Origin of the sequence: Phenylobacterium parvum, from assembly GCF_003150835.1 — a bacterium.
Lineage (GTDB): Bacteria > Pseudomonadota > Alphaproteobacteria > Caulobacterales > Caulobacteraceae > Phenylobacterium > Phenylobacterium parvum.
Window position 1 is genome coordinate 350,964 of the sequence record NZ_CP029479.1, and the last position, 24,186, is coordinate 375,149.

Annotated in this window: 24 protein-coding genes; 19 read left to right on the plus strand and 5 right to left on the minus strand. The window is 69.8% G+C overall.

The features are described from left to right. Positions 1 to 33: 33 nt before the first annotated feature. Both HYN04_RS01705 and HYN04_RS01710 read right to left on the minus strand, forming a co-directional pair. Positions 34 to 1,617: an AMP-binding protein gene (locus HYN04_RS01705; protein ID WP_241962653.1), complete on the minus strand. Its 1,584-nt coding sequence runs from the start codon at positions 1,615 to 1,617 to the stop codon at positions 34 to 36. Positions 1,618 to 1,804: 187 nt separating this feature from the next. Then, positions 1,805 to 2,218 (minus strand): DUF2177 family protein, encoded by a 414-nt coding sequence (locus tag HYN04_RS01710; protein WP_110449162.1) that lies wholly within the window; start codon positions 2,216 to 2,218, stop codon positions 1,805 to 1,807. A gap of 148 nt (positions 2,219 to 2,366) precedes the next feature. Between HYN04_RS01710 and HYN04_RS01715 the strand changes: the two genes are divergently transcribed. The 11 genes from HYN04_RS01715 to HYN04_RS01765 all read left to right on the plus strand — a co-directional run bounded on the left by HYN04_RS01715 (position 2,367) and on the right by HYN04_RS01765 (position 13,284). Beyond that, positions 2,367 to 3,701, plus strand: a complete 1,335-nt coding sequence (locus HYN04_RS01715; protein ID WP_241962654.1) for an NAD(P)/FAD-dependent oxidoreductase — start codon at positions 2,367 to 2,369, stop codon at positions 3,699 to 3,701. A 5-nt stretch (positions 3,702 to 3,706) separates the two neighbouring features. Then, on the plus strand, positions 3,707 to 4,489 hold the full coding sequence (locus HYN04_RS01720) for a DUF1365 domain-containing protein (protein ID WP_110449164.1): 783 nt from the start codon (positions 3,707 to 3,709) through the stop codon (positions 4,487 to 4,489). Positions 4,490 to 4,585: 96 nt separating this feature from the next. Beyond that, a complete protein-coding gene (locus HYN04_RS01725; RefSeq protein ID WP_110449165.1) occupies positions 4,586 to 5,194 on the plus strand; it encodes a DedA family protein in 609 nt (202 codons plus the stop codon). Positions 5,195 to 5,254: 60 nt separating this feature from the next. Continuing rightward, a complete protein-coding gene (locus HYN04_RS01730) occupies positions 5,255 to 5,992 on the plus strand; it encodes an SDR family NAD(P)-dependent oxidoreductase (RefSeq protein ID WP_110449166.1) in 738 nt (245 codons plus the stop codon). Between the two features lie 19 nt (positions 5,993 to 6,011). Beyond that, entirely contained in the window at positions 6,012 to 6,623 is a 612-nt protein-coding gene (locus HYN04_RS01735; protein WP_110449167.1) for a 2-hydroxychromene-2-carboxylate isomerase, read from the plus strand. Between the two features lie 43 nt (positions 6,624 to 6,666). After that, positions 6,667 to 8,334, plus strand: coding sequence for a M28 family metallopeptidase (locus HYN04_RS01740; RefSeq protein ID WP_110449168.1), 1,668 nt, complete (start codon positions 6,667 to 6,669; stop codon positions 8,332 to 8,334). Between the two features lie 86 nt (positions 8,335 to 8,420). Continuing rightward, the gene (locus tag HYN04_RS01745; protein WP_110449169.1) at positions 8,421 to 9,071 is read left to right on the plus strand and encodes a LemA family protein; all 651 of its coding nucleotides are present in this window, start codon (positions 8,421 to 8,423) and stop codon (positions 9,069 to 9,071) included. Then, positions 9,068 to 9,862, plus strand: coding sequence for a TPM domain-containing protein (locus tag HYN04_RS01750; RefSeq protein WP_110449170.1), 795 nt, complete (start codon positions 9,068 to 9,070; stop codon positions 9,860 to 9,862). The genes HYN04_RS01745 and HYN04_RS01750 overlap by 4 nt, the downstream gene beginning before the upstream one ends. Before the next feature lies 1 nt (position 9,863). After that, positions 9,864 to 10,556 carry a TPM domain-containing protein gene (locus HYN04_RS01755; RefSeq protein WP_110449171.1) on the plus strand — a complete coding sequence of 231 codons (693 nt, stop codon included), beginning with the start codon at positions 9,864 to 9,866 and terminating at the stop codon, positions 10,554 to 10,556. Between the two features lie 65 nt (positions 10,557 to 10,621). Continuing rightward, a complete protein-coding gene (locus HYN04_RS01760; RefSeq protein WP_110449172.1) occupies positions 10,622 to 11,089 on the plus strand; it encodes a (2Fe-2S)-binding protein in 468 nt (155 codons plus the stop codon). 2 nt (positions 11,090 to 11,091) lie between these two features. Beyond that, positions 11,092 to 13,284, plus strand: coding sequence for a xanthine dehydrogenase family protein molybdopterin-binding subunit (locus HYN04_RS01765; RefSeq protein ID WP_110449173.1), 2,193 nt, complete (start codon positions 11,092 to 11,094; stop codon positions 13,282 to 13,284). 23 nt (positions 13,285 to 13,307) lie between these two features. On the opposite strand, the gene HYN04_RS01770 is transcribed toward HYN04_RS01765, so the two are convergent. The 3 genes from HYN04_RS01770 to HYN04_RS01780 form a co-directional block, all read right to left on the minus strand. Then, the gene (locus HYN04_RS01770; protein ID WP_110449174.1) at positions 13,308 to 14,672 is read right to left on the minus strand and encodes a VWA domain-containing protein; all 1,365 of its coding nucleotides are present in this window, start codon (positions 14,670 to 14,672) and stop codon (positions 13,308 to 13,310) included. A gap of 7 nt (positions 14,673 to 14,679) precedes the next feature. Further along, positions 14,680 to 15,642 carry an AAA family ATPase gene (locus HYN04_RS01775; RefSeq protein ID WP_110449175.1) on the minus strand — a complete coding sequence of 321 codons (963 nt, stop codon included), beginning with the start codon at positions 15,640 to 15,642 and terminating at the stop codon, positions 14,680 to 14,682. Positions 15,643 to 15,744: 102 nt separating this feature from the next. Then, positions 15,745 to 16,830: an Rv3169 family protein gene (locus HYN04_RS01780; RefSeq protein WP_110449176.1), complete on the minus strand. Its 1,086-nt coding sequence runs from the start codon at positions 16,828 to 16,830 to the stop codon at positions 15,745 to 15,747. A 143-nt stretch (positions 16,831 to 16,973) separates the two neighbouring features. Here HYN04_RS01780 and HYN04_RS01785 point away from each other — a divergent pair, with 143 nt between their 5' ends. The 8 genes from HYN04_RS01785 (at position 16,974) to HYN04_RS01820 (ending at position 24,154) form a co-directional block, all read left to right on the plus strand. Further along, a complete protein-coding gene (locus tag HYN04_RS01785; RefSeq protein WP_110449177.1) occupies positions 16,974 to 18,278 on the plus strand; it encodes a cytochrome P450 in 1,305 nt (434 codons plus the stop codon). Between the two features lie 4 nt (positions 18,279 to 18,282). Beyond that, positions 18,283 to 19,311 carry a phosphotransferase family protein gene (locus HYN04_RS01790; RefSeq protein WP_241962655.1) on the plus strand — a complete coding sequence of 343 codons (1,029 nt, stop codon included), beginning with the start codon at positions 18,283 to 18,285 and terminating at the stop codon, positions 19,309 to 19,311. Beyond that, on the plus strand, positions 19,308 to 19,736 hold the full coding sequence (locus HYN04_RS01795) for a hypothetical protein (RefSeq protein WP_110449178.1): 429 nt from the start codon (positions 19,308 to 19,310) through the stop codon (positions 19,734 to 19,736). The genes HYN04_RS01790 and HYN04_RS01795 overlap by 4 nt, the downstream gene beginning before the upstream one ends. Positions 19,737 to 19,885: 149 nt before the next feature. Then, a complete protein-coding gene (locus tag HYN04_RS01800) occupies positions 19,886 to 20,290 on the plus strand; it encodes a Zn-ribbon domain-containing OB-fold protein (protein ID WP_110449179.1) in 405 nt (134 codons plus the stop codon). Positions 20,291 to 20,304: 14 nt separating this feature from the next. Continuing rightward, a complete protein-coding gene (locus HYN04_RS01805) occupies positions 20,305 to 21,444 on the plus strand; it encodes a thiolase C-terminal domain-containing protein (RefSeq protein WP_110449180.1) in 1,140 nt (379 codons plus the stop codon). Positions 21,445 to 21,470: 26 nt separating this feature from the next. Next, the gene (locus HYN04_RS01810) at positions 21,471 to 23,006 is read left to right on the plus strand and encodes a CehA/McbA family metallohydrolase (protein ID WP_241962657.1); all 1,536 of its coding nucleotides are present in this window, start codon (positions 21,471 to 21,473) and stop codon (positions 23,004 to 23,006) included. An 83-nt stretch (positions 23,007 to 23,089) separates the two neighbouring features. Next, positions 23,090 to 23,623 (plus strand): response regulator, encoded by a 534-nt coding sequence (locus HYN04_RS01815; protein ID WP_110449181.1) that lies wholly within the window; start codon positions 23,090 to 23,092, stop codon positions 23,621 to 23,623. A gap of 114 nt (positions 23,624 to 23,737) precedes the next feature. Further along, complete coding sequence (locus HYN04_RS01820) at positions 23,738 to 24,154, plus strand: hypothetical protein (protein ID WP_110449182.1); 417 nt, start codon at positions 23,738 to 23,740, stop codon at positions 24,152 to 24,154. Positions 24,155 to 24,186 lie beyond the last annotated feature (32 nt).

Sequence of the window (24,186 nt, forward strand, 5' to 3'; positions counted from 1 at the left end):
TTTCGCATCGTTTCGGCGCCCGGGGGGGTCGCCTCAAATCTGCTTGGCGCGGCCTTCCCAGTAGGGCGCGCGGACCTTGTTGCGCTGGATCTTGCCCGCCGCCGACCGGGGCAGGTCGGTGACGAAGTCGAGGCTGCGCGGGACCTTGAACGAGGGCAGGGTGCGGCGGCCGAAATCCAGGATCTCGCGGGCGAGTTCCTCCGAGGGCGCGTAGCCTGGCTTCAGGAGGATGACCGCCTTCACCTGCTCGCCCCACTCGTCGTGGGGCACCCCCACTGTGGCGGAGTCGGCCACGGCGTCGTGCTTGATCAGCTCGTTGTCGACTTCCTGCGGGTAGATGTTGACCCCGCCGGAGATGATGGTCTCGGCGCTGCGGCCCGTGAGGAAGAGGTAGTCGTCCTCGTCGAAATAGCCGACGTCGCCCATGGTGAAGAAGCCGTCCACCCGGCTGGCGTTGGTCTTGGCTTCGTCCTTGTAATACGAGAAGCCGCCGCCCGGGGGCAGCTGGTGGTAGATGCCGCCAGCCTGGCCGTTAGGCAGGTCCTTGCCGTTCTCGTCCAGGATCCGGACCTGCAGGAGGGCCGGGCGCTTGCCGACGCTGCCCGGCTTCTTCAGCCATTCGTGGGAATCGATCGCGAAGCCCGCGCCGCCTTCGGAGCCGGCGTAGTACTCGGACAGGATGGGGCCGAACCACTCGATCATCGCGTGCTTGACCTCGGGCGGGCAGGGCGCGGCGCCGTGGACGATGTACTTCACGTGGTCGACCGGGTAGCGCGCCTTGACCTCGGCGGGCAGGGCCAGAAGCCGCTGGAACATGATGGGCACCAGGTGCAGGTGCGTCACCCTGCGCTCGTGGATCGCCTTCAGGACCTGCTCGGAGTCCCACTTGTCGATAAAGACCAGGGGCGCGCCGGCGCCCATGGCGGCGCGGACGTCGAAGGCCAGGGGTGCTGCGTGATAGGCGGGGCCGGCGCAGAGCTGGACCGAGGTCTCGCTGTCGTAACCGCGCATCAGGTACATGGCTGGCGGGGTCGCGATGGCGTTGGGCCGGTGCACGCCCTTGGGTCGCCCGGTGGTGCCCGAGGTGTACATCATGGCGTTGCCGAGGACCGGGTCGTCGATGTCGCTTCCGTCGAAGGCGTCGAGGGCGGCCTGGTAGGCCTCGAAACCGTCGATCGCGCCGTCGACCGCCAGCCTGACCAGGAGGTCCGGGCATTCGGCGGCGGCGGGGCCGACGGCGGCCACGCGGGCGTCGCCCACCAGGGCCTTCGCCTCGCAGTCGCGGATGATGTAGGCGATCTCCTCGGCGGTCAGGTGCCAGTTGACCGGGGTGATGCGGATCCCCGATCGCAGGGTGGCGGCAAGGACCTCGACGAACTCCACCCGGTTCGAGCAGACCAGGGCCAGGGAGTCGCCGGCCTTAAGGCCCCGGGCGCGCAGCAGGCGCGCCAGCTTGTTGGCGTTGGCGTTGACCTTGGCGAAGGTGTGGGGCGTGCCATCCGGGTCGTAGACGGCGATCTTTCCGGGGGTGCGGGCGGCCCAGCAGGCGGTGGTCATTCCGACCTGGCCGGCGGCTTCCAGGCGCGCCATGAACTCAGGGTTCAGCAAATCGTTCATTCAAATTCCTCCCTGGAGCGCCGCATTCTTTGGCGTGCGCCTCCAAACCCAAATCACAATCGTCGAGGCGCTGTTGGGGCGACCGGAGCCGCAATAGACCCCGCCCGGGAAAACTCCCGACCTTCAGGGGCCACAATAGACAGCGGGCGGCGCCGCCGACAACAGGTCGCGGCCCCTTCGGAAGATGTCAGGCGCCCCGGGGCGCCGCCCGGCGCCAGGCCAGGGCTCCGGCCGCGGAGGCCGTGGCCGAGGCGAAGGTTCCCCAGGCGATGTCGATGAGGCTGACGTGGACCGGCCAGACCGCCAGGGTGGCCTGGTTGGTCAGGTCGTAGGTTGCGTAGGCGAAGGCGCCCAGGGCGGCGCCCCGCAGGGCGGCGGCCCTCGGCCCGCCCCCGGCCAGGACGGCCGGCCGTACGGCCAGCAGGACCAGCCCGGTCACGTACATCAGGTAGAAGGCCCCGGCGGCGTCGAGCCTCAGGCCCGGCGCGAGCAGGGCGCCAAGGGCGGGCTTGTAGAGCCGCTCGAACATCTGGGTCAGCCAGAGGGCGTCCAGAACGCCGAAGGCTGCGCCGACGCCCAGCCAGGTCAGAACCCATCGCATGTCGAACCCTCCGGAAGATCAGGGGCGCAGGCTGCACCAGACCGGCCCCGGCGGCGAGTCCTCTCTTGCGCCGGGCCCTTGCATACCTCAGGTCTCTGGGGTCAATGGGGCCGCCGGAGCGCCCGGCCAGGTCTCCAGGAGCCTCCCCTTGCCCGACGTCGCCCCCGACGCCCCGCCCGCCCGCCGCATCGTCGTGATTGGCGGCGGAGTCGCCGGACTCTCCGCCGCCTGGCGGCTCGGGGAGGTCGCGCAGGTGACCGTGCTGGAGGCCGACGACCGGCTGGGCGGCCACGCCAACACCGTCAATGCGCCGGGCCCGCGCGGCGAGACGCCTGTGGATACGGGCTTCATTGTCTACAACGAGGACAACTACCCCAACTTCACCGCCCTACTGGCGCACCTGGGCGTCGCCAGCCAGCTGGCGGACATGGGCCTGTCGGTATCCCTCGACGACGGCGGCCTTGAGTACTCGTCCAACGCCCTCCTGGCGCAGAAGCGGAACCTGCTTCGCCCCCGGTTCTGGCGGATGGTCGCCGATATCCTGCGCTTCTACCGGCGGGCGCCCGACGACCTGAAACGCCTGGAGGGGACGGGAACCTCGCTGGACGACTATCTCCAGGGCGGTGGGTTCGGCCCGGCCTTCCGGGATGACCACCTCCTGCCCATGGCCGCGGCCATCTGGTCGACCCCGCTGGAACGGATCGGCGACTACCCGGCCGCCTCCCTCATCCGCTTCTTCCTGAACCACGGGATGATGACCGTGACCGGCCGCGGGCTCTGGCGGACCGTGACGGGCGGCAGCCGGTCCTATGTCCGCCCGCTGGTCGCCGCCACGCGGGCCGAGTTCCGCACCGGGGCAAGGGTCGCCGGCCTGTCCCGCTCGGCCGAAGGCGTCCGCGTCCGGCTGGCCGACGGCGGGACCCTCGACTTCGACGAGGCGGTCCTGGCGGTGCATGGCGACACCGCCCTGTCCCTCCTGGACGATCCCAGCCCGGAGGAGACCGCCCTTCTGGGCGCCTTCCGGTATGCTGCCAACCGGGTGATGCTGCATCGCGACCCGGCCCTGATGCCACGCCGCCGCGCCGCCTGGACGGCCTGGAACCACATCGGCTACAGCGACCGGCCGGGCGAAGGCCCGGTAACCTACTGGATGACCTACCTCCAGAGCCTGAAGGGTGCGGGCGACCTGTTCGTCACCCTCAACCCGCCCGAGGGCTTCCAGCCCCAGGGCCTGGTGGCCGATATCCCCTACCAGCATCCGCTCTATGACGGCGCCGCCATCCAGGCCCAGGCGAGGCTCTGGTCCCTGCAGGGGGTGAGGCGCACCTGGTTCTGCGGGTCCTATTTCGGGCACGGCTTCCACGAGGACGCCCTGCAGTCCGGGCTCGCCGTCGCCGAGGGGCTGGGCGCCCCGCGCCGGCCCTGGAGCGTGCCGAACGAATCCGGGCGAATCCACCTGCCCGCCCCGCAGGCGGGGACCTGACCTCCATGACTGCCTCGGGCATCTACGCCGGGGTCGTCACCCACGCCCGCCTGCGGCCGCGCCCTCACCGGCTGCGCTATCGCATCTTCATGCTTTTGCTCGACCTGGACGAGCTGCAGGGCCTGGACGCCCGCCTGAGGCGCTTCGCCGTGGGGCGGTTCGCCCTGACGGGATTCACGCCCAGGGACCACCTGGACCACACTGGCCGGGACCTGCGCGGCCAGGTGGAGGCCATCCTGGCGGACGCCGGGCTGGAGGGGGGCGGCCCTGTCCGGCTGCTGGCCATGCCGAGGATACTGGGCGGGGTCTTCAACCCCCTGACGGTCTGGTTCCTCCACCGCCGGGACGGCGCCCTGTCGGCGGTGCTGTACGAGGTCCGGAACACCTTCGGTGAGAGCCACAGCTACCTGATCCCCGCCGCCCCGGGAGACGCCGAGGTCCTGTCCCAGTCCATCGACAAGGGCTTCTACGTCTCGCCCTTCATGGACATGGACCTCACCTACGCTTTCCGGATCCGCCCGCCGGGCGAGAAGGTGGCGGTCTCGATCAATGTCTCCGACGGCGAGGGCCCCGTGCTGGCCGCCGCCTTTTCGGGTGAGCGGCGTGAGATGACCGACGCCAACCTGCTGTCCGCCTGGCTGCGGAATCCGATGACCAGCCTCGGCGTCCTGGCCGCCATACACTGGGAGGCGCTCTGGATGTGGCTGAAGGGAGAGCCCATCCGCCAGCGTCCGCCGCCGCCTGCGACCCCGGTCACCCTCGCCCCGGCGGCGGTCCAGGAGGCGTGACCTGGGTCCGGGCGTGAAGGTCCCGGCCATCCCCGCATTGAACCCGGGCTGATCCACCCCACCTCTACGCGGGTTCCGAGGGGCGTGGAGGCGAAGGTGGTCGATTGGGTTCTCGCGGTCATCGCCGCCGGCGGCCTCGCGGGCGTGGCCGCCCTCATGTTTGCGGAGAACCTGTTCCCGCCCATTCCCTCGGAGGTCATCCTGCCCTTGGCCGGATACGCCGCGGCCCGGGGAGATCTGCCCCTGGCCGGGGTGATCCTCGCCGCCACCCTCGGCGCCGTCGCCGGGGCCTCGGTCTGGAAGGCCGCCGGCCGCCGGATTCCCGAGGCCGGACTGCGGTCCTGGGTCGACCGGCATGGACGCTGGCTGGCCCTGGAGGTCCGCGACCTGGACAGGGCGAAGGCCTTTTTCCAGCGCTGGGGCGGCCTGGCCGTCTTCCTGGGCAGGCTGGCGCCGGGGATCCGGACCCTGATCTCCCTGCCTGCAGGGATCCTGCGCATGCCTTGGGGGCGCTTCCTGGCCTGGACTACCGCCGGGACCTTTCTCTGGACCCTCGCCCTGACCCTGGCCGGCGCCGCCCTCGCCTCCCGCCACGACCAGGTGGCGGCCTGGCTCGATCCCGTCACGGAGATCCTGCTGGGGCTGCTCCTCGCCGCCTACCTCTGGCGGGTGTTCCGGCGTAGCCGGCGCCGCGACGCGGCCTGACACCCCTTTCCACCGGCGCCTCCCCGTGCTTTGCAGGGAGAAGCGAGAGGGAGGACGGGCATGGCTTCGCGAAAGGGCGTCTGCCTTGTGGTCGGCGCCGGTGACGGACTGGGATCCGCGGTCGCGCGGGCCTTTGCGGCCGAGGGACTGACGATCTGCATCACCCGCCGCGCGCGCAACCTCGACCGGCTGGAGGCCCTGGCTGACGAGATCCGCGCCGCCGGCGGGGAGGCCCATGCCTTCGGTTGCGACGCCCGGGAGGAAGCCGAGGTGGTCGCCCTTTTCGACCGGATCGAGGCCGAGATCGGCCCGCTCGAGGTCGTCGTCTTCAACATCGGCGCCAATGTCCGCTTCCCCATCGTCGAGACCACCGCCCGGGTCTTCACCAAGGTCTGGGAAATGGCCTGCTTCGGCGGCTTCCTGGCGGGGCGCGAGGCGGCGCGGGTGATGGCGCCGCGCGGGCGCGGGACACTGATCTTCACGGGCGCGACGGCGTCCATCCGGGGGCGCGAGGGCTTCGCCGCCTTCGCCGCCGCCAAGGCCGGCCTGCGCGCCCTGGCCCAGAGCCTGGCCCGGGAGCTGGGCCCGCAGGGCGTGCATGTGGCCCACGTGGTGATCGATGGCGCCGTGGACGGAACCTTCATCCGGTCCATCCGCGGGGAGGTCGACGACCTCCTCGCCCGCGACAGCATCCTGAAGCCCGCCGACATCGCGGCCGCCTACCTCCAGTTGCACCGCCAGCCGCGCTCGGCCTGGACACACGAGATGGACCTCCGGCCCTGGTCGGAAACCTGGTAGGCCGGAGAGGAAACCGCCCATGACCCGCACCGTCGACTTCATCTTCGATTTCGGAAGCCCCAACGGCTACCTGTCCTGGAAGGTGCTGCCCGGGATCGCCGCCCGGACAGGGGCCAAGCTCAACCTGATCCCGTGCCTGCTGGGCGGGATCTTCAAGGCCACCGGCAACCAGTCCCCCGCCCAGGCCTTCGGGAGCATCCGGGGCAAGCTGGCGTACGAAAACCTGGAGACCCAGAGGTTCGTGGCCCGGCACGGCCTGACGGCCTACCGCTTCAACCCGCACTTCCCGGTCAACACCCTGCTGATCATGCGCGGCCTGGTGGCGGCGCGCCGCGCCGGTGTGGAGGACGCCTACCGCGAGGCCGTGCTGTCAGCCATGTGGGAGCAGGGCCTGAAGATGGACGACCCCGAGATTGTCGCCGGGGTGCTGGCGGGGGCGGGCCTGGACGCCCGGGCCCTGCTGGAGGCGACCCAGGACCCGGAGGTCAAGGCCGAACTGGTCGCGAACACCGAGGCGGCGGTGGCCCGCGGGGTCTTCGGGGTGCCAACCTACTTCGTCGGCGACGAGATGTTCTTCGGCAAGGAGAGGCTGGGCCAGGTGGAGGAAGAGCTCCTCAGGGCGCCGGCCTGACGGCGGCTTGCCAGGCCCGGGCCGAGGCCCGAGACTTGTCGCCATGCTGATCCGTCCCCGCCTCGTCCTTTCGCTGCTGGCCGTCCTCCTGTCGGGATCGCCCGCCATCGCCGCCGACCGCACCGATCCTGCGCGCCTGTCGGCCATCACCCGGGAACTGGCCTCGGACGCCTACGGCGGACGGGCGCCCGGGTCGCCCGGCGAGGGCCTCACCGTCGCCTACCTGGAGCGGGCCTTCCGGGACCTTGGCCTGGAACCCGGGGGCGAGGGCGGCGGCTATACCCAGGCCGTGCCCATGATCCGCACCCAGCTGGCGGCCGATGGTCGCTACGCGGTCGCGGCGCCCAAGGGCGAGGTCGTGCTGGCCCCCGGGCGCGACATCTCTGTGATCTCACTCCTGCCCGTTGACCGCGTGACGATCGATAAGGCCCCGATGGTCTTCGTCGGCTACGGGGTCACGGCCCCGGAACGGGGCTGGGATGACTTCAAGGGCGTCGACCTGAAGGGCAAGGTCGCCGTCTTCCTGATCAATGACCCGGATTTCGAGGCCGCCGCCTCCGATCCCGTCGCCGGCCGCTTCGGCGGCCGGGCGGCGACCTATTACGCCCGCTGGACCTACAAGTTCGAGGAGGCGGTCCGGCGGGGCGCCGTGGCGGCGCTGATCGTCCATCAGACCGAAGGCGCGGGCTACGGCTGGTCGACGGTTCTGGCGTCCGGCGGCGAGGGCTACGATGTCGCGCGGCGGGACCCCTCCGCCGATCGCCTGCCCCTGCAGGGGTGGCTCTCGGCCGAGGCCTCGATGCGGCTCTTCGCCGCCGCCGGACTCGACCTGGAGGCGCTGCGCCGCCAGGCCCGCACCTCAGGCTTCCAGCCCGTGGCGATGAAGGGCCTGTCCTTCTCGGCTTCGGTCGGGGTGACCTTCAGCCGCTTCGAGAGCCGCAATGTCATTGCCCGCCTGCCGGGGCGCAGCCGGCCGGCCGAGAGCGTCATGATCGCCGCCCACTGGGACGCCTATGGCGAGGGGCCTCCAGATGCGCGCGGGAGGCGTATCCGCCCCGGCGCGGTGGACGACGCCCTGGGCGTGGCCGGGGTGCTGGAGGCGGCGCGCCTGCTCTCCGCAGGGGGCCGGCCTGAGCGATCGGTCCTGTTCGCCCTCTGGACGGCGGAAGAGCGCGGCCTCCTGGGATCGGAGTACTTCGGGTCCCACCCCACGGCGTCCCTGGACAAGATGGCCGCCAACCTGACCCTCGACGTCCTCCAGACGGCGGGACCGGCCCGGGACGTCGTCCTGGTCGGCGCGGGGCAGTCGGAACTGGACGACCTCCTGGCAGAGGCTGCGCGACGCCAGAAGCGGACGGTCACGCCCGACGCCCGGCCCGAGCGGGCCCTGTTCTTCCGGGCCGATCACTTCAGCCTCGCCCGCCGGGGGGTTCCGGCCCTCCTGCTGATGGGGCTGGGCGGCGGCGCCGACCTGGTCCAGGGCGGCCGGGCCGCCGGCGACGCCTGGGTCACCCGCTACACGGACGACTGCTACCACAAGGCCTGCGACGCCTGGAGTGCGGACTGGGACCTCCGGGGCGCCGCCGCCGACGTCGACCTCGTTGTCGACATGACCCGTCGCCTTACCCGTCCCGGGGCCTGGCCGGACTGGCGTCCAGGCTCGGAATTCCGAGAGATCCGGGCGAAGACGGCGGCCTCCCGCCAGCGCTGAGGCTGTCGGACGTTGCGGAAACCCCTGATCAGGGCCATCTTTGCGCGCTGGCCGCGACTCCGCGGCGAACGACCGGAGCCTCCGACGTGAACTTCTCCCGCAAGACCCTTTCCCGCGCCCTGCTCGTCGCAGTCGCGCCCCTCTTCCTCGCCGCCTGCGGCGTGAACGCCATCCCGACCAAGGAAGAGGCGGCCAAGGCCCAGTGGGCGGAGGTCCAAAACCAGTACCAGCGCCGCGCCGACCTGATCCCCAACCTCGTCGAGACGGTGAAGGGCTACGCCGCCCAGGAGCGGAACACCCTGACCGAAGTCACCCAGGCCCGCGCCTCGGCGACCCAGGTCAAGGTGGATGCCGACACCCTGACCGATCCGGCCAAGTTCCAGGAATACTCCGCCGCCCAGGACAAGCTGTCGGGCGTGCTCGGCCGCCTCATGATGATCCAGGAGCGCTATCCGGACCTGAAGTCCAACCAGAACTTCCTGGCCCTGCAGTCCCAGCTTGAGGGTACCGAGAACCGGATCTCGATCGCGCGCCGCGACTACAACGAGGCCGTGCGGAACTACAACCTCGAGTTCAAGACCTTCCCGAACTGGTTCTGGACGGTCGTGCACCGCAACTCCAAGCCGATGCAGCTGTTCGCCGCGAATGAGGCCGCCCAGGCGGCGCCGACGGTGAGCTTCGCCCCGGCCGGACCCGCGCCGCAGGCGCCTGCGACCGCGCCTGCGCCGGCCCAATGATCCGGAACCGGGGCCCAGGACCGCTCCTCGTCGCGGTCCTGGCCCTCGTCGCCTTCGCCGGGGCCGCCCTGGCGGCCCCGACCTTCCCGCGCCTGACGGGACGGGTCGTCGATGAGGCCAACCTCCTGTCGCCTGAGGTGGAGCGGTCGCTGACCGCCCGTCTCAAGGCGCTGGAGGATTCCACCGGGCGCCAGATGGTGGTCGCCACCATTCCGGACCTCCAGGGCTATCCCATCGAGGACTACGGCTACCAGCTGGGCCGGGCGTGGGGGATCGGCGACGCCGAGCGCGACGACGGTGTCCTGCTGATCGTTGCGCCCAACGACCGCAAGGTAAGGATCGAGGTCGGCTACGGTCTCGAGCCCATCCTGACTGACAGCCTGACCTCGGTGATCGTCCAGACCCGGGTCCTTCCCGCCTTCCGGAGCGGGGACATGGAGGCGGGAATCGTCTCCGGCGCCGAGGCGGTGGCGGCCCAACTCGCCCTGCCGGAAGGCGAGGCGAAGGCCAATGTCCGCAAGGCCAGCGAGGCGGCCCAAAAGGGGGGCGGATCGCCCCTCGTCACCCTTCTTGTCCTGATTCTGATCTTCTGGGTCCTGGCCTCGGTCATGCGAGGCGGTGGGCGTTCCGCCCGGGCCTTCCGGCGATCCGGCCTTGGCGCTCCCGTCATCCTTCCGCCCATGGGCGGGGGTTGGCGCGGCGGCGACTGGGGCGGGGGCGGATTCGGCGGCGGAGGATTTGGCGGCGGCGGCGGCGGCTTCGGCGGCGGCGGATCTTCGGGGAGCTGGTGACATGCTGACGGAAGCCGAGCAGGAGCGCGTCGAGGCCGCCGTGGCCCGCGCAGAGGCGCAGACCCGCGGGGAAATCTTCTGCATCATCGCCCCGGACTGCGGCGACTACCGTGAGACGCCGCTGGCGGTCGCCGCCTTCGCCGCCCTGGCCGCGCCCGCCCTCCTGCTGGCGGGGGGCATCCAGGTCACCGTGCCCGGCCTGATCCAGGGCGGCTGGACAGCTGCAGCGGTGGGCGCCGCCGCCGGGGTGGCCGCCCGGGAGGCGGTCGTCGGCGTCATCCTCCTGCAGGTCTTCCTCTTCATCCTGGTCCTCATGCTCGCCTGGCTTCCGCCGGTGCGGAGGTTCCTGACTCCCGCGAGCCTCAAGCGGGACCGGGTGCGCCGGCGGGCCTACGAGCAGTTCCTCTCCAAGAACCTGCAGGCCACCCGGGAACGCACCGGCGTGCTTATCTTCGTCTCGGAGTGGGAGCACATGGCCGAGCTCATCGCCGACGAGGGCGTCGCCTCAAAGGTGGACCCGGCGGTCTGGGACCAGGCCATGGCGCGCCTGATCCAGGGCGTGAAGGAAGGGCGCGCCGCCGAGGGGTTCGAGGCGGCCGTGGAGATCTGCGGGGCCGTGCTCGCCGAGCATTTCCCGCCCCGGGAAGGCGACAATCCCAACGAACTTCCGGACCACGTGGTCGTGATCCGCTGAACGCGGTCTGGCGCCCGGGCCCTGCGCCGCCTACATCGGCCTAAGGGAGATCCTGGAGGACGGGCATGGCCTATTCATTGAGCGTCAACGGTCGGAGCCGGCGGGTCGACGTCGAGCCAGACACCCCTCTTCTCTGGGTCCTCCGCGACACCCTGGGAATCCTTGGCCCCAAGTTCGGCTGCGGCGTCGGCCAGTGCGGTGCGTGCACGGTCCACATCGATGGCGCACCCGTCCGCGCCTGCTCCCTGCCCGTGGAGGCGGTGGGCAAGGGCAAGGTCACCACCATCGAGGGGATCGGCCAGAGCGAGGTCGGGGCCCGGGTCCAGAAGGCCTGGTCCGAACTGGACGTCGCCCAGTGCGGTTACTGCCAGCCGGGCCAGATCATGTCGGCGACGGCCCTCCTTGCCGCCAATCCCCGGCCCAGCACCGAAGAGATCGACGCAGCCATGAACGGCAACATCTGCCGCTGCGCCACCTACATCCGGATCCGCGCCGCTGTGCGCCGTGCGTCCGGCCAGCCCGAGGAGGCCTGACCATGGCGGATGGCGCGCAGACCGGCGCTTCGCGGCGCGATGTGATCCAGCTGGCCGCCGCCGGCGGCGGCGGGCTTGTCCTGGGCTTCAGCCTGGCCGGGAAGGGTGAGGCCGCCGCCTCCGCCCCCTCGCGGCTGAACACCTACGTCACCGTCCGTCCCGACGGCTGGGTCGAGGTGGTGAGCAAGAATCCGGAGATCGGGCAGGGGGTGAAGACCTCCATGCCCATGATGATCGCCGAGGAACTGGACGCCGACTGGTCAAGGGTGCGGACCCTCCAGGCGGACTCCGACCCCGCCCTGTACGGCCGCCAGTTCGCCGGCGGCTCTATGTCGACGCCCCTGCACTGGGACGAACTGCGCCGGGTCGGAGCGGCCGGCCGCGCCCTTCTGGTGGCCGCCGCGGCCAAGGCCTGGGGTGTGGAGCCCGCGACCTGCACCACCGAGCCCGGGCGCGTGGTCCACAAGGCTTCGGGACGCTCGGCGGACTATGGGTCCCTGGCCACGGCCGCTGCGGCCCTGCCGACGCCGGATCCGCGCACCCTCAAGCTGAAGGACCCCAAGGACTTCCGGATCATCGGCCGGCCCATGGCCCAGGTCGATACACCTTCCATCGTCACGGGCAAGCCCCTGTTCGGGATCGACATGGTCCTGCCGGGCATGCTGTTCGCCACCTACGAGAAGGCCCCGGTCTTCGGCGCGGGTGTGGAGTCGGCCGACCTGGACGCCGCCCGGGCCGTGAAGGGCGTGCGCAAGGCCTTCATCGTCCAGGGCGCTGGTGCGCCGGAGGGCCTGTCCCCCGGCGTCGCCGTCGTGGCTGACAGCTGGTGGCGGGCCAGGAAGGGCCGCGAGAAGCTGAACATCCGCTGGAAGGCGCCTGCCGAGCCGGGCCTTTCGAGCGCGGACCTTGAGTCGCGCATGGCCGGGACCGCTCGCTGGAGCGTCGACCGGATCGAGCGTCACGACGGGGATGTCGACGCCGCCCTGAAGGGCGCCGCCAAGCGGATCGAGGCGGCCTATCACTATCCCTACATCGCCCACGCCCCCCTGGAGCCGCAGAACTGCACGGCGCACTTCAAGGATGGCCGGATGGAGATCTGGGCCCCGACCCAGAATCCGGAGTCCGGCCGGCAGCTGGTGGCCAAGATCCTGGGCCTGAAGCCCGAGGCCATAACCGTTCACATCGTCCGTTCGGGCGGCGGCTTCGGGCGCCGGCTGTCGAACGATTACATGGTCGAGGCCGCCTGGATCGCCCGTGAAGCCGGCGCGCCCGTCAAGCTGCTCTGGACGCGCGAAGACGACATGCGGCACGGTTTCTATCGTCCGGCGGGCTGGCACATGTTCGAGGGCGGGCTTGACGCGTCGGGCAAGGTCATCGCTTGGCACGACCACTTCCTGACCCCGGGCCAGGGCGTCCAGGTCGCCCGGTCCGCCGGCATGTCCGCCACGGAGTTCCCGGCCCGGTTCGTGCCCAACTTCCGTTACGGCCTGTCCATCCTTCCCAGTCCCGCGCCGACGGGCCCCCTGCGGGCGCCCGGCTCCAACGGCATCTCCTTCGCGGTCCAGGGCTTCATCGACGAGCTGGCGCATGCGGCGGGGGCCGATCCCCTGGAGTTCAGGCTCCGGCTCCTTGGCGACGCCGGCATGGTGGGAACCCCCGGGCGCGACGGCTATGACGCCGGGCGCATGCGGGGGGTCCTGAAGAAGGTGGCCGAGGTCTCCGGCTGGGGCCGGACGAAGATGGCGCCCGGTCAGGGCCAAGGCGTCGCCTTCCACTTCAGCCACCTGGGCTATTTCGCCGAGGTGGTGCAGGTGCGGGTGGCCAAGGACGGCCAGGTCAAGGTCGAGAAGGTCTGGGTAGCCGGCGACGTCGGCCGCCAGATCGTCAACCCGTCAGGCGCGATCAACCAGGTCCAGGGATCCGTGCTCGACGGTCTCTCCGGCGCCCTGGGGCAGGCCATCACCCTTGAGGGCGGCGCAGTGGTCCAGGGCAACTTCGACGACTACCGCCTGATGCGCATCTCCGAGGCTCCGCCGGTGGAGGTGCACTTCGTGCTCTCCGACAATCCGCCGACGGGCCTGGGCGAGCCCGCCCTGCCTCCGGCGCCTCCGGCCCTGTGCAACGCCATCTTTGCAGCGACGGGCAAGCGCGTCCGGCGGCTCCCGGTGGATCCGGCCCAGCTCGCCTCCGGCTGATCCCCCCCCGGCTGCCGTCCCGCTCAGCGCGGGATGTAGGTCCGCAGGACGTCCTCGATGATGCGTTCGAGCTGCTCGAGCGTATTGCAGGTCTTGGCCACGTGGCAGAACCGCTCATAGCGGTTCATCACGCTGTCGCCCTGGCTCCAGTAGCTGTCGGGCTCGGGGTTCAGCCAGATCACGGCGCGTGAGCGCTGCTGGATTGTCGCCAGGATGTCGAGGCGGGGATTGGCGTAGTTCGTCCGCGCGTCGCCCAGGATGATCACCGTGGTGTGCCGGTCGATACGGTCCAGGTGTTTCTCGGCGAAATCCTCCAGGGCGCGTCCATAATCGGTCTGCTGGAAGCCGATCTGCTTGAGCACCTCGAAGATGGCGGTCTCCACCGGGTGATCGTCGAGCACCTGGTTCACGCTGATCAGCCGCCCCGAGAAGGCGAAGGCGTCCAGGCGATCGACCACCTCGTTGAGGGAGTAGAGGAAGGTCAGCAGGAACTGGGCGGCGGCGGCCACCGACTTGGAGACGTCGCAGATGGCGACGATGGACGGCTTGTCGACCTTCTTGGTCTTGAAGACGATGTCGAAGGGCATGCCGCCGTAGCCCATGGACTTGCGAAGCGTCCGGCGGACATCCAGGTGGCCGGTCCAGGCGACGTTCCGGCGACGGGAGTAGCGGTCCGCCAGGCGCTTGGCCATGCGCTTGACCAGGGCCTGCATCATGGCGAGGTCGACAGGGTCGATGCCGCCCTCTGCGTTAAGCGCCTTGCGGGCCAGCATTTCCTCGCGGAGCATCTTGCCGCTGCCGGCGGCGTACAGTTCGTGCTGGCGCTCCACATAGGCCGCGGCCTGGGCCGCCAGGGCCTTGCGGGCGGCTTCGAGGCGGTCGGCCGCGGCTTCGCCCGGGCCGCCGAGGCGTCGCGCCGCCGCCAGGATCCGCTCGATCTCGGACAGGCCCATCTCCTCCAGCAGGCGACGGGTCAGGCGGGCCCTCTGGGTCGACAGGCGGATCTTCGAGACCTCCGCCCGTTCGGCGGCGGCCTCCATGGCCTGGGCCAGGGCCGCGCCGTCGCCGTCGAGAAGCATCCGGGCGAGGTCAGAGTCCTGCGCCTCCGGCGGCAGGCCCTCCAGGGGATCACTCCCGGCGCCGGCGGGGGGCGGGGCGGGGGCGACCGCGTCGCTGCGGCGGTCGAAGAAGGTGTCGAAGACGCTCTCGAACCGCGTCACCTCGTCGCCGGACTTGGCCAGGGTGGCGCACAGGGCGTCCCGGAAAAGCTCGCGATTGGCGAAACCCACGACCTCCACCGTCCGATGGGCGTCGATCGCCTCCGCCGGGGAGACCCGAACGTCCGCGGCCCGCAGGGCGCGGAAGAAGTCCTCGAGCGCCGCCTGCATCGGGGCCTCAGCCCGCCGCCTGGCGGACGAGCTCGGCGATCTGCGGCTCCACCGCGGCGATGTCCTGCTCGAACTTCAGGAGCACGTTCAGGGTGTCGCGGACCACCTCGCCCTCGAGGGCGCCGGCGTTGAGCAGGATCAGGGCCCGCGCCCAGTCCACCGTCTCGGAGATGGACGGCGACTTGCGCAGGTCCAGGCCTCGAAGGGACTGCACGAAGCTGACCAGCTGAGTGTTGAGGCGGGCCTCGATCCCCGGCACCCGGCTGGCCACGATCCTCTGCTCGAGGGCGGCGTCGGGCAGGGGGATGTGCAGGTGCAGGCAGCGCCGCTTCAGCGCATCGCCCAGGTCGCGGACATTGTTGGACGTCAGGAAGACGATCGGCGGGGTCTCGGCCTTCAGCACCCCGATCTCGGGGATGGAGACCTGGTAGGCCGACAGGACCTCCAGCAGGAAGGCCTCGAAGGCCTCATCCGACTTGTCGATCTCGTCGATGAGCAGGACGCACCCGGCCCGCTCCTGAAGGGCCTTCATCAGAGGCCGCGGCTCCAGGAAGGGCTCGGAGAAGAAGAGGTCCCCCATGCCGTGCAGCCGGTCCATGGCCGCGTCCATGTCGGGCGCGTCGGACAGGGCCACGCCCATCCGGTCCTTCAGGATCTGGGTGTAGAGGAGCTGCTTGCCGTACTTCCACTCGTAGAGGGCCTTGGACTCGTCCAGGCCCTCGTAGCACTGCATGCGGATCAGGGGCAGGCCGAGCAGGGCGGCGGTGGACAGGGCCAGCTCGGTCTTACCGACGCCCGCCGTACCCTCGACCAGGATGGGCTTCTGCAGCTTGACGGCCATGTACAGGGCCGTGGCGATCCTGCGGGAGGCGATGTAGCCGACCCCGGCCAGGCCGGAGACCAGGGACTCGACAGAGGCGAGGTGAGGCGACTGGGCGGCGTCGAAGGCCGCGTCCGGGGAAGAAGTCAAAGCATCAAACTTTCAGTCTCGACGGCGAATATCCGCCGGCGCGGAGAACAATGGCGGCAGCTTGCCCGGGCGGCGGGGGCGGGGGCAAGCGCCGAATGCGGGTCAGCCAAGCCCGTAAGGCCGGTAGGGCCCCAGGATCAGCTGCTCGAATACGCCCATGCCGCGGACCGGCGCCTCGCCAGGAAGCGTCAGGGTCACGTGCGACAGGGCCTGGATGTGCAGGTTCTCCGGGCTGAGGAAGTTCACCTTCGAAAGGTCAATGTCCTCGCGATCCACCGCCAGCTCGCCCTTGTAGCCGCCATGGCGCCATTCCGGGTGGCCATAGCCGATCCCACGCATGAGGAAGGTCAGGAAGGGCTGGAAGCTGACCTTCGCCGACCCCTGGGCCAGGGGGATGGAAAGGGTCGCGCTGGCGATGTGCCTGGTCCCCGGGATCATCACCACGTCCTCCATGGCCGCCTCGGAGGTGTGGCGTCCGCCACTCGGGCCGGCGCCGTCCGGCAGGATCACCGCCCGGGTGTTCCAGGGCTCGCCCTCGCTGTCGGCATTGACGTGGAAGAAGACGCTTCGGTCCTCGAAATTCAGGGGCGTCCACTGCCAGAAGAAGCTCGGGATGCGGTTGGGCACGATGGGCTGGGGGTCGGGGGCGCCGACCGGCCGGACGCCCCAGGAGCGGTCCCGCGTGCCCACCGAGCCTGGCGCAAGGGTGCGGCGCACGCCATCCACCTCTATCCAGCCGGACACCCGGACGTTCACGGTCAGGCGGGTGTAGTCCATGAAGGCCCGGGGGCCGTTACGGTAGACGAAGCGGGGCTCCTCGATGGGGAAGGTGCGGCCCTCGAAGGTGAGGTCGGCGGCGATGCCGTGGCTGGCCTCGACGACGACCCGCAGGACCTTCAGCGGTTCGACCACCTCGATCCGGATCGGGCCGGCCGAGATGTCCATGCGCTCCATGTTCAGGACCCGCGAGGCGTGCAGGCAGTGCTCGATCCCGTCACGGATCACCGAGAAGTGGGCGTCGGCGATGTTGAGGTGCGGATAGACCCCGAAGCCGATGGCGAAGAACTCGGTTCCGTCCGGCTGGTACCCGTTGAAGAAGTACCGGTCGTAGAAATTCCTGTCCGTTCCCGAGAAGGCGATGGGCTCTGGGGTCTGGTGGATTGGAAAATCGTCGCCTTTGGTCAGCATGGGCCCTCCCTGACGGGCCCTCGCCCGCCTATCTCTCGCTCCGGAAGCGCCGCTTGCGGGCGCCTTCCGACAGGCAGTATCAGTTGAAGCACAGCAAGGCGACACCCGGCGCAGGACCGCCGCCGGCGCCTTTGGAGGACGCAATGGCCCATGAAGACCTGAGGATACCGGACGAGTACGCCCAGACCCTCGTAGACCCTGTCGCCTATGCCGACGGACGGGTCTTCAGGACCTATGACTGGCTGCGGGCGAACCAGCCCCTGGGTCGGGCCGAGGTGGCCGGCGTGGATCCCTTCTGGGTGGTGACCCGTCATGCGGACATCCTGGAGATCAGCCGCCAGAACGACCTCTTCCTGAATGGCGACAAGTCCCCGACCCTCGTCAGCCAGGAAGCGGACGCCCGGATCCGCGAGATGATGGGCGGCAGCCCGCACCTGCTGCGCACCCTCATCCACATGGATGCGCCCGACCATCCCAAGTACCGCGCCCTGACCCAGGCCTGGTTCATGCCGCAGAACCTGCGGAGCCTTGAGGGGCGGATCCGCGAGATCGCCCGGGCGTCGGTGGAGAAGATGGCCGCCACCGGTGGGCGCTGCGACTTCGTCCGCGAGGTGGCGCTGCACTATCCCCTGCACGTGGTGATGGAGATCCTGGGCGTGCCGGAGGCGGACGAGCCGCGGATGCTCACCCTGACGCAGGAGCTCTTCGGCGCCGCCGACCCGGAGCTTGGCCGCGCCGCCCGCGGCGAGGACGAGTCCATCCCCGCGGCGGCGGGCGCCGAAGGCCGCCGGATGGACCTCGGCGTCATCACGGACTTCTTCAACTACTTCAACGCCCTGTCCGCCGACCGCCGGGCCACGCCCCGGCAGGACCTGGCCAGCGTGATCGCGAACGCCCAGATCGACGGGCGGCCGATCTCCGAGCTGGAGGCGATGAGCTATTACATCATCGTCGCCACGGCCGGCCATGACACGACCTCATCCTCCACCGCCGGCGCCTTCTGGGCCCTGGCGGAGCGGCCCGGGGAACTGGCCAAGCTGAAGGCGGACCCCTCTCTGATCTCCGGCCTGGTGGACGAGTCCATCCGCTGGACCACGCCGGTGAAGACCTTCATGCGCACGGTCGCCGCCGATACCGAGATCGGTGGCCGCGCCATGTCGAAGGGCGACTGGCTGATGCTCTGCTACGCCTCCGGAAACCGGGACGAGTCCGTCTTCCCGGATCCCCACGAGTTCCGGGTCGACCGCTCGCCCAACAAGCACCTGGCCTTCGGCTATGGCGCCCACCTGTGCCTGGGCCAGCACCTTGCGAAGATGGAGATGCGGATCCTCTGGGAAGAGCTGATCCCGCGGCTGAAGTCCCTGGAGCTCGACGGGACCCCGGCCATGAGCCAGGCGGTCTTCGTCAACGGCCCCAAGACCCTGCCCGTCCGCTTCGAACTGGCCTGAGGCGGTGACTTCGGCGGACCTCGCGCCCCGCCTGGCGGCCTACGCCGCCAGCCGCATGCCGGGGGCCGCCGGCGTGGAGGTCCGGGACCTGTCCCGGATCTCCGGCGGCGCCTCCCGCCAGACCTACCGCTTCCGGCTCGCCTGGACGGAAGCGGGCGAGCGCCGTGAGCGTCGCCTGATCCTGCGCCGGGACCCGCCGGCCAGCCTGATCGACACGGAGCGGCGGGTGGAGTTCGCCGCCTACAGCGCCTTCCACGGCTCCGAGGTCCCGGTGCCGGAGATGATCTGGCTGGAGGAAGGGACCGAGGCCCTCGACCAGCCCTTCTCCGTCGCCGAGGAGATCACCGGCTTCGAGGCGGCCCCCGCCTTGCTCTGGACGGAACCCTACCTCGCCTCGCACGAGGCGCTGGCCCGCACCAAGTGGACCATCCTCGGCGAGATCGCCCGGGCGGACCCCTTCGCCCTCGGCCTCGACGCGGTCATGCCGCCTCCGGAGCCGGCGGCCTGCGCCTTTCGGGAACTGGACATGTGGGAGAAGGTCCTGGACGAGGACCAGGCCGAGCCCTTGCCCATCACCCGTGCTGCGATCCGCTGGCTCAGGGCCAACCCGCCACCGGCCGCCCAGAAGATCGGCGTTGTCCATGGCGATTTCCGGACCGGCAACTTCCTCTACGACCGCCAGGGCGGGATACACGGCGTCCTCGACTGGGAGATGGCCCACCTGGGCGATCCGCTCGAGGACCTCGGCTGGAGCCTCAACCCGGTCTGGAACTTCAAGCGGAACCTGGCGGGAGGGCTGGTCCCGGACGCCGTCGCCATCGCCCACTGGGAGGCCGGCAGCGGCCTTACGGCCGACCCCGCCGCCGTGCACTGGTGGACCCTCTTCAACTGCGTGAAGGGCCAGGCGATCTGGATTTCCTCGGCCCGCGCCTGGATCGACGGCGGCAACCGCGAGCCGATCATGGTGCTGCCCGCCTGGGGCATGCAGAACGCCCAGGACCGCGCCATCCTCAAGGTCATGGATCGCCTGTGAAGCCCGAAGTTCCAGCCGTCCTCGCCGAACTCGCCGGCCTTGTCGCCCGCAACGCCGTCCCCGACGTCGATCCCGCAGAGCGCGCCGGCGCCCTCGGGCTCTCTGCGGCCCTGCTGGGCATGGCCGCCGAGGCCTGGGACGGGGCGGCCCAGAGGCTGGTCGAGGAGAACCGCGCCCTGCGCGCCCTGTTGTCCGCGGCCGGCGACCTGGCCGGGCGGGACGCCTGGCTGGCCGGTGGCGTCGACGACGACCTGAGGATCTCGGTCCTCTCGGCCGCGAATGCCCGCCTGCGCGCCGCCCTCGTCGACCTGCACGCCGCGGTGGAGCTCGATTCGTCTCCCGAGGCCCGGGTTCTCGAGGCGCAGATCTGGGATGAACTGCGCCGTTCCACCGAGCGCCGCCTGATGTCCGGCGCCTTGGCTTAGGGCCAGGCCTCCCGCCCGCTATCGACATCCCGACCCGGCTGGGCTTTCCTGTGCGCCCCGTCATTTCGCGGGGGTCCGCCCTTGGGTGGGCGCATCATCACAATACTGGCCGCCAATACTGGCCCGAGACGAAGGGGGACGAATTTCCGATGGCCCGAATCCTGCCTGAACCCACGCCGGAGACCCGGCATTTCTGGGAGGGGTGCCGCGATGGCGAGCTTCGCCTGCAGCGCTGCACGGACTGCAAGAACACCTATTTCCCGCCGCGGGCCTTCTGTCCCTCCTGCGCCTCGCGACAGGTCGAGGTCTACGCCGCCAGCGGCCGCGGCGTGCTGTGGTCCTACGTGATCAACCACCGCCCCCGCCAGGACATGGGGACAGAGCCCTACGCCATCGCCGTGGTGAAGCTTGAGGAAGGCCCGACGATGATGACCAACATCGTCGGCTGCCCGCAGACCCCCGAGGCCCTGGTCCTCGACATGCCCGTGAAGGTCCGCTTCGAGAAGCAGACCGATGACATCTCCCTGCCGCTCTTCGAGCCGGCCAAGTCCTGAGGCGGAACACGACCATGAAGCAGAATTCTGTTGCGGTCGTCGGCGCCGCCGAGACCACCAAGATGGGCAAGATTCCGGATGTGTCCGTGATCGGCCTCCACGCGGACGCCGCCCTGAACGCCATGGCGGACGCCGGCCTGAAGCCCTCGGACATCGATGGCGTCGCCACGGCCGGGATCTCCCCGGTTGAACTGGCCCACTACCTGGGCATCAAGCCGACCTATGCCGACGGCACCAGCGTGGGCGGATGCTCCTTCATGCTGCACGTCCGGCATGCGGCGGCGGCCATCAACGCCGGTCTGGCCAAGACCATCCTGATCACGCACGGCGAATCCGGCCGCAGCCGGGTGGGCGCAGGAGGCTTCGGCCGCGCGCCGTCCAGCCTGATGGGCCAGTTCGAGATGCCCTATGGCGTCACCAGCCCGCCGACCATGTTCACCGTCCCGGTCCTTCGCTACATGAAGACCTACGGCGTGACCGAGGAGGACCTGGCCAACGTGGCCGTGGTCCAGAGGGAATGGGCGGCCCTGAATCCCCGGGCCAGCTTCAAGGACCCGATCACCGTCAACGACGTCCTGAACTCGCCGATGATCGCCTGGCCCTTCCGGATGCTGATGTGCTGCCTGGTCACCGATGGCGGCGGCGCCCTCATCCTGACCAGCGCCGACCGGGCCAAGGACTTCCCGCAGAAGCCTGTCTACATCCTGGGCACGGGGGAAAGCGTCGAGACCCCCCTGGTCTCGCAGATGTACGACTTCACCTCGTCCACGGCCTTCAAGATCTCGGGCAAGAAGGCCTTTGAAGAGGCGGGCATCACCCACGCCGACGTCGATCACCTGATGATCTACGACGCCTTCGCCCACCTGCCGCTCTATGGTCTGGAGGACCTTGGGTTCTGCAAGCCTGGCGAGGCCAAGGACTTCATCCGCGAGCGCAACACCGCCATCGGCGGCAAGCTGCCCCTCAACACAAATGGCGGCGGGCTCTCCTACATGCACTCGGGCATGTACGGCATGTACGCCCTCCAGGAGAGCGTGCGGCAGATGCGCGGCACGGCGGCGGCACAGGTGAAGGACGCGAAGATCAGTATCGCCCATGGGGTCGGCGGCATGTTCGCCGCCTCGGGGACGATCGTCTTCACGAACGAAAAATAGAACCTGGAAAAGGACTTACCGCACTCATGCTGCATCTTGTGCTGCAGGGCCCGGGGTGCAGCATGAACGGGCGGATCCTCGCCGCCCTTGCGGCGGGGGTTCTCTTTCTGCTGGCGTTCGGACTTCCGGCGGAGGCCGCATCGCGGCCTCCGGACCTCGTGCTGGACGGCGCGGTTCGCCGGACGGATCACCAGACCTTCCGCGAGATTCCCTTCCGGGTTCCACCGGGGGTCGATCGTCTGCGCGTGGAGCTCTCGCACGACGGCGCGACGAACAAGACCGTCCTCGACCTTGGTGTCCGGGACCCCGAGCGGCTGCGTGGCTGGAGCGGCGGCGCACGGACGAGCTTCGAGATCGGCGAGTCGGGCGCCACGCCGGGCTATCTTGCCGGGCCCCTGCCGCCGGGTCGGTGGAAGATCCTCCTCGGCGCGCCCAATGTCCGTCCGGACGCCACGGCGCTCTACACCGTCCGGATCTGGTTCGGGCGGTCTGCGAAGGGACCGGATCCGGTGTTCAGCCCGCCCGTCCGGGAGGCCGCGGCCTGGTACCGGGGCGACCTGCACCTTCACACAGCCCATTCAGACGGCCGCTGCGCCTCGGTGACAGGGCGACCCGCCCCCTGTCCGGCCTTTCTCACCTTCCAGGCCGCCCGCGAAGCCGGCCTCGATTTCATCGCGCTCAGCGAGCACAACACGACCTCCCAGGCGGCCGTGGTCCAGGAACTGTCCGCCTATTTCGATGATCTCCTGGTCATCCCCGCCCGCGAGGTGACGACCTTCGAGGGGCACGCCAATGTCTATGGAACCTGGGCGCCGCTGGATTTCCGGATCGGACGGGGCGACGCCGCAGGCCTGAAGGCTCTGCTGGATGCGGCCGAAGCCGAGGGCGCCCTGGTGGCGCCCAACCATCCCGGCCTGCCCTCGGGTGAGATCTGCATGGGCTGCGGCTGGACCGCCGCGACCGACTGGTCGCGCATCCCGGCGCTTGAGGTCATCAGTGGCGGCGCCCCCGCCCTGGGAATGGACGGAGCCTTCTCGGGTCTGGCCCTCTGGGACCGGCTGCTCAGCCAGGGACTTCGGGTGACAGGGATCGCCGGTTCCGACACCCACGATCCCCTCCGGACCGATCCGGCGGCTCCGCGTATCGGAAGGCCGGCGACGGTGGTGTTTTCTGATGGACTCTCGACGCCTGGCGTCCTGGCCGGGATCCGGGCGGGTCGGGTCTTCATCGATCTTGCAGGCGATGCCTCCGGGGTCCGTCTGGACTATGCCGCGACGACGGCGGAGGGCGGTCGCGCGGTCATGGGCGGGCTCCTGTCCGCCCCGCAGGATTCCATGCTCGACGTCGAGGTGACCCTTGTCGGGTCGCCTGCGGGCGGCCGGCTCAGGTCGGCGGGTGGCGTCACGCCCATCGACCTGCCTGTCGCCGGATCCGTTGTCCTGCCCAGGATCAAGGTCCTGCCCGGGGCCCGCTGGTTCCGGTTCGAACTTGTGGGCGCAGATGGCCGCAGGCGACTGATCGGCAATCCGATCTATCTCACGCCGGGAGCGCCCAACTCCTGAAGAATTTGTTAATCTGGGCTTGCTAGCTCCCAAGGCCGGGCCTACCGGCCTTGGGGATCCCGAGGGGGGGATTCGGAGCGGTCATGGGATTTTCGTCGGACTCGCGCGCGCGTTTCAACCTGGAGCAGGTGTCCATCCTGCTCCTGGAGGAAACCCCGCTGGGCATGTCGGTGCTGGTCCAGATCATGAATGGGTTCGGCGGCCGCAAGCTTCATCGCTGCGACAGCGTCGAGAAGGCGCAGAAGATCGTCCGGGAAACCGAACTCGACCTTCTGATCGTTGACGCCATGGCGTCTGGCGGCGGCTATGATTTCGTCCACTGGCTCAGGAGCTCGGGGATCCGGCCGAACTGCTATGCGCCCGTCCTCCTGACAGCGGCGCACACGCCTGCAGCGGCGATCGTGAACGCTCGGGACTGTGGCGCACATATCGTCATGGCCAAGCCGCTCACGCCCAAGGCCGTGCTGGACCGCATCATCTGGGTCGCCCGTGCGGGGCGCAGGTTCGTTGAGAGCGACAAGTTTGTGGGACCAGACCGGCGCTTCAAGGACGCCGGGGTTCCGAAAGGCGTTGGGGCAGGGCGGCGGCGAGAGGATTCCGCCCAGGGAAGAGACTAGGGTTCTGTCCGAGATCTTTTTCGGTGGGCCCCGGAGCGTACAGGAAGGCTGGTATTGATGAGTGACTCCGCCAAGATTCATGTTCCGGACGTGCCCCTGGGGCGATTGATCCGAATGCCGGGCGGCAAGACGGCGGGCCAGGCGATCGCTGATGCCGAGCAGGGTCTCGCCTCGCTGCAGGGCGAAAGCATGGCGGAACTCAACCGCGTCCTGGTCAAGGCGGAAGAGCTCAACGCGAGGGCCGATGGCAAGTTTAACGCCCTGGTCGTGAACGCCTTCTATGACCTGATCAATGGCGCCATCGGCCTGCCGACCGCCGGAAAAGACCGGGCCATCGATACCATGCTGGTGAGCCTCGCCGACCTGCTGGACTATTATCGGACCTCCGGCGACTGGGACGACAAGTCCGTTCAGGTCCACCTTTCGACCTTCAAGCTCCTCCTGAGAACCGAAGGCATTCGCGACCCGGAAGGCACCGACATGATTCTCTCGGGCCTCAGGAAGGTTAGCCGGAAAGCCGCCAAGGGCTGATCGCCGGGTGGACCCTTCAGACGCGGCCTGCC

Excerpts from the sequence above, each read along its gene's own strand:
- HYN04_RS01705 (WP_241962653.1), bottom strand. The coding sequence starts at position 1,617 with ATGAACGATTTGCTGAACCCTGAGTTCATGGCGCGCCTGGAAGCCGCC.
- HYN04_RS01710 (WP_110449162.1), bottom strand. The coding sequence starts at position 2,218 with ATGCGATGGGTTCTGACCTGGCTGGGCGTCGGCGCAGCCTTCGGCGTT.
- HYN04_RS01720 (WP_110449164.1), top strand. The coding sequence starts at position 3,707 with ATGACTGCCTCGGGCATCTACGCCGGGGTCGTCACCCACGCCCGCCTG.
- HYN04_RS01730 (WP_110449166.1), top strand. The coding sequence starts at position 5,255 with ATGGCTTCGCGAAAGGGCGTCTGCCTTGTGGTCGGCGCCGGTGACGGA.
- HYN04_RS01735 (WP_110449167.1), top strand. The coding sequence starts at position 6,012 with ATGACCCGCACCGTCGACTTCATCTTCGATTTCGGAAGCCCCAACGGC.
- HYN04_RS01740 (WP_110449168.1), top strand. The coding sequence starts at position 6,667 with ATGCTGATCCGTCCCCGCCTCGTCCTTTCGCTGCTGGCCGTCCTCCTG.
- HYN04_RS01750 (WP_110449170.1), top strand. The coding sequence starts at position 9,068 with ATGATCCGGAACCGGGGCCCAGGACCGCTCCTCGTCGCGGTCCTGGCC.
- HYN04_RS01755 (WP_110449171.1), top strand. The coding sequence starts at position 9,864 with ATGCTGACGGAAGCCGAGCAGGAGCGCGTCGAGGCCGCCGTGGCCCGC.
- HYN04_RS01760 (WP_110449172.1), top strand. The coding sequence starts at position 10,622 with ATGGCCTATTCATTGAGCGTCAACGGTCGGAGCCGGCGGGTCGACGTC.
- HYN04_RS01765 (WP_110449173.1), top strand. The coding sequence starts at position 11,092 with ATGGCGGATGGCGCGCAGACCGGCGCTTCGCGGCGCGATGTGATCCAG.
- HYN04_RS01770 (WP_110449174.1), bottom strand. The coding sequence starts at position 14,672 with ATGCAGGCGGCGCTCGAGGACTTCTTCCGCGCCCTGCGGGCCGCGGAC.
- HYN04_RS01780 (WP_110449176.1), bottom strand. The coding sequence starts at position 16,830 with ATGCTGACCAAAGGCGACGATTTTCCAATCCACCAGACCCCAGAGCCC.
- HYN04_RS01785 (WP_110449177.1), top strand. The coding sequence starts at position 16,974 with ATGGCCCATGAAGACCTGAGGATACCGGACGAGTACGCCCAGACCCTC.
- HYN04_RS01800 (WP_110449179.1), top strand. The coding sequence starts at position 19,886 with ATGGCCCGAATCCTGCCTGAACCCACGCCGGAGACCCGGCATTTCTGG.
- HYN04_RS01805 (WP_110449180.1), top strand. The coding sequence starts at position 20,305 with ATGAAGCAGAATTCTGTTGCGGTCGTCGGCGCCGCCGAGACCACCAAG.
- HYN04_RS01810 (WP_241962657.1), top strand. The coding sequence starts at position 21,471 with ATGCTGCATCTTGTGCTGCAGGGCCCGGGGTGCAGCATGAACGGGCGG.
- HYN04_RS01815 (WP_110449181.1), top strand. The coding sequence starts at position 23,090 with ATGGGATTTTCGTCGGACTCGCGCGCGCGTTTCAACCTGGAGCAGGTG.
- HYN04_RS01820 (WP_110449182.1), top strand. The coding sequence starts at position 23,738 with ATGCCGGGCGGCAAGACGGCGGGCCAGGCGATCGCTGATGCCGAGCAG.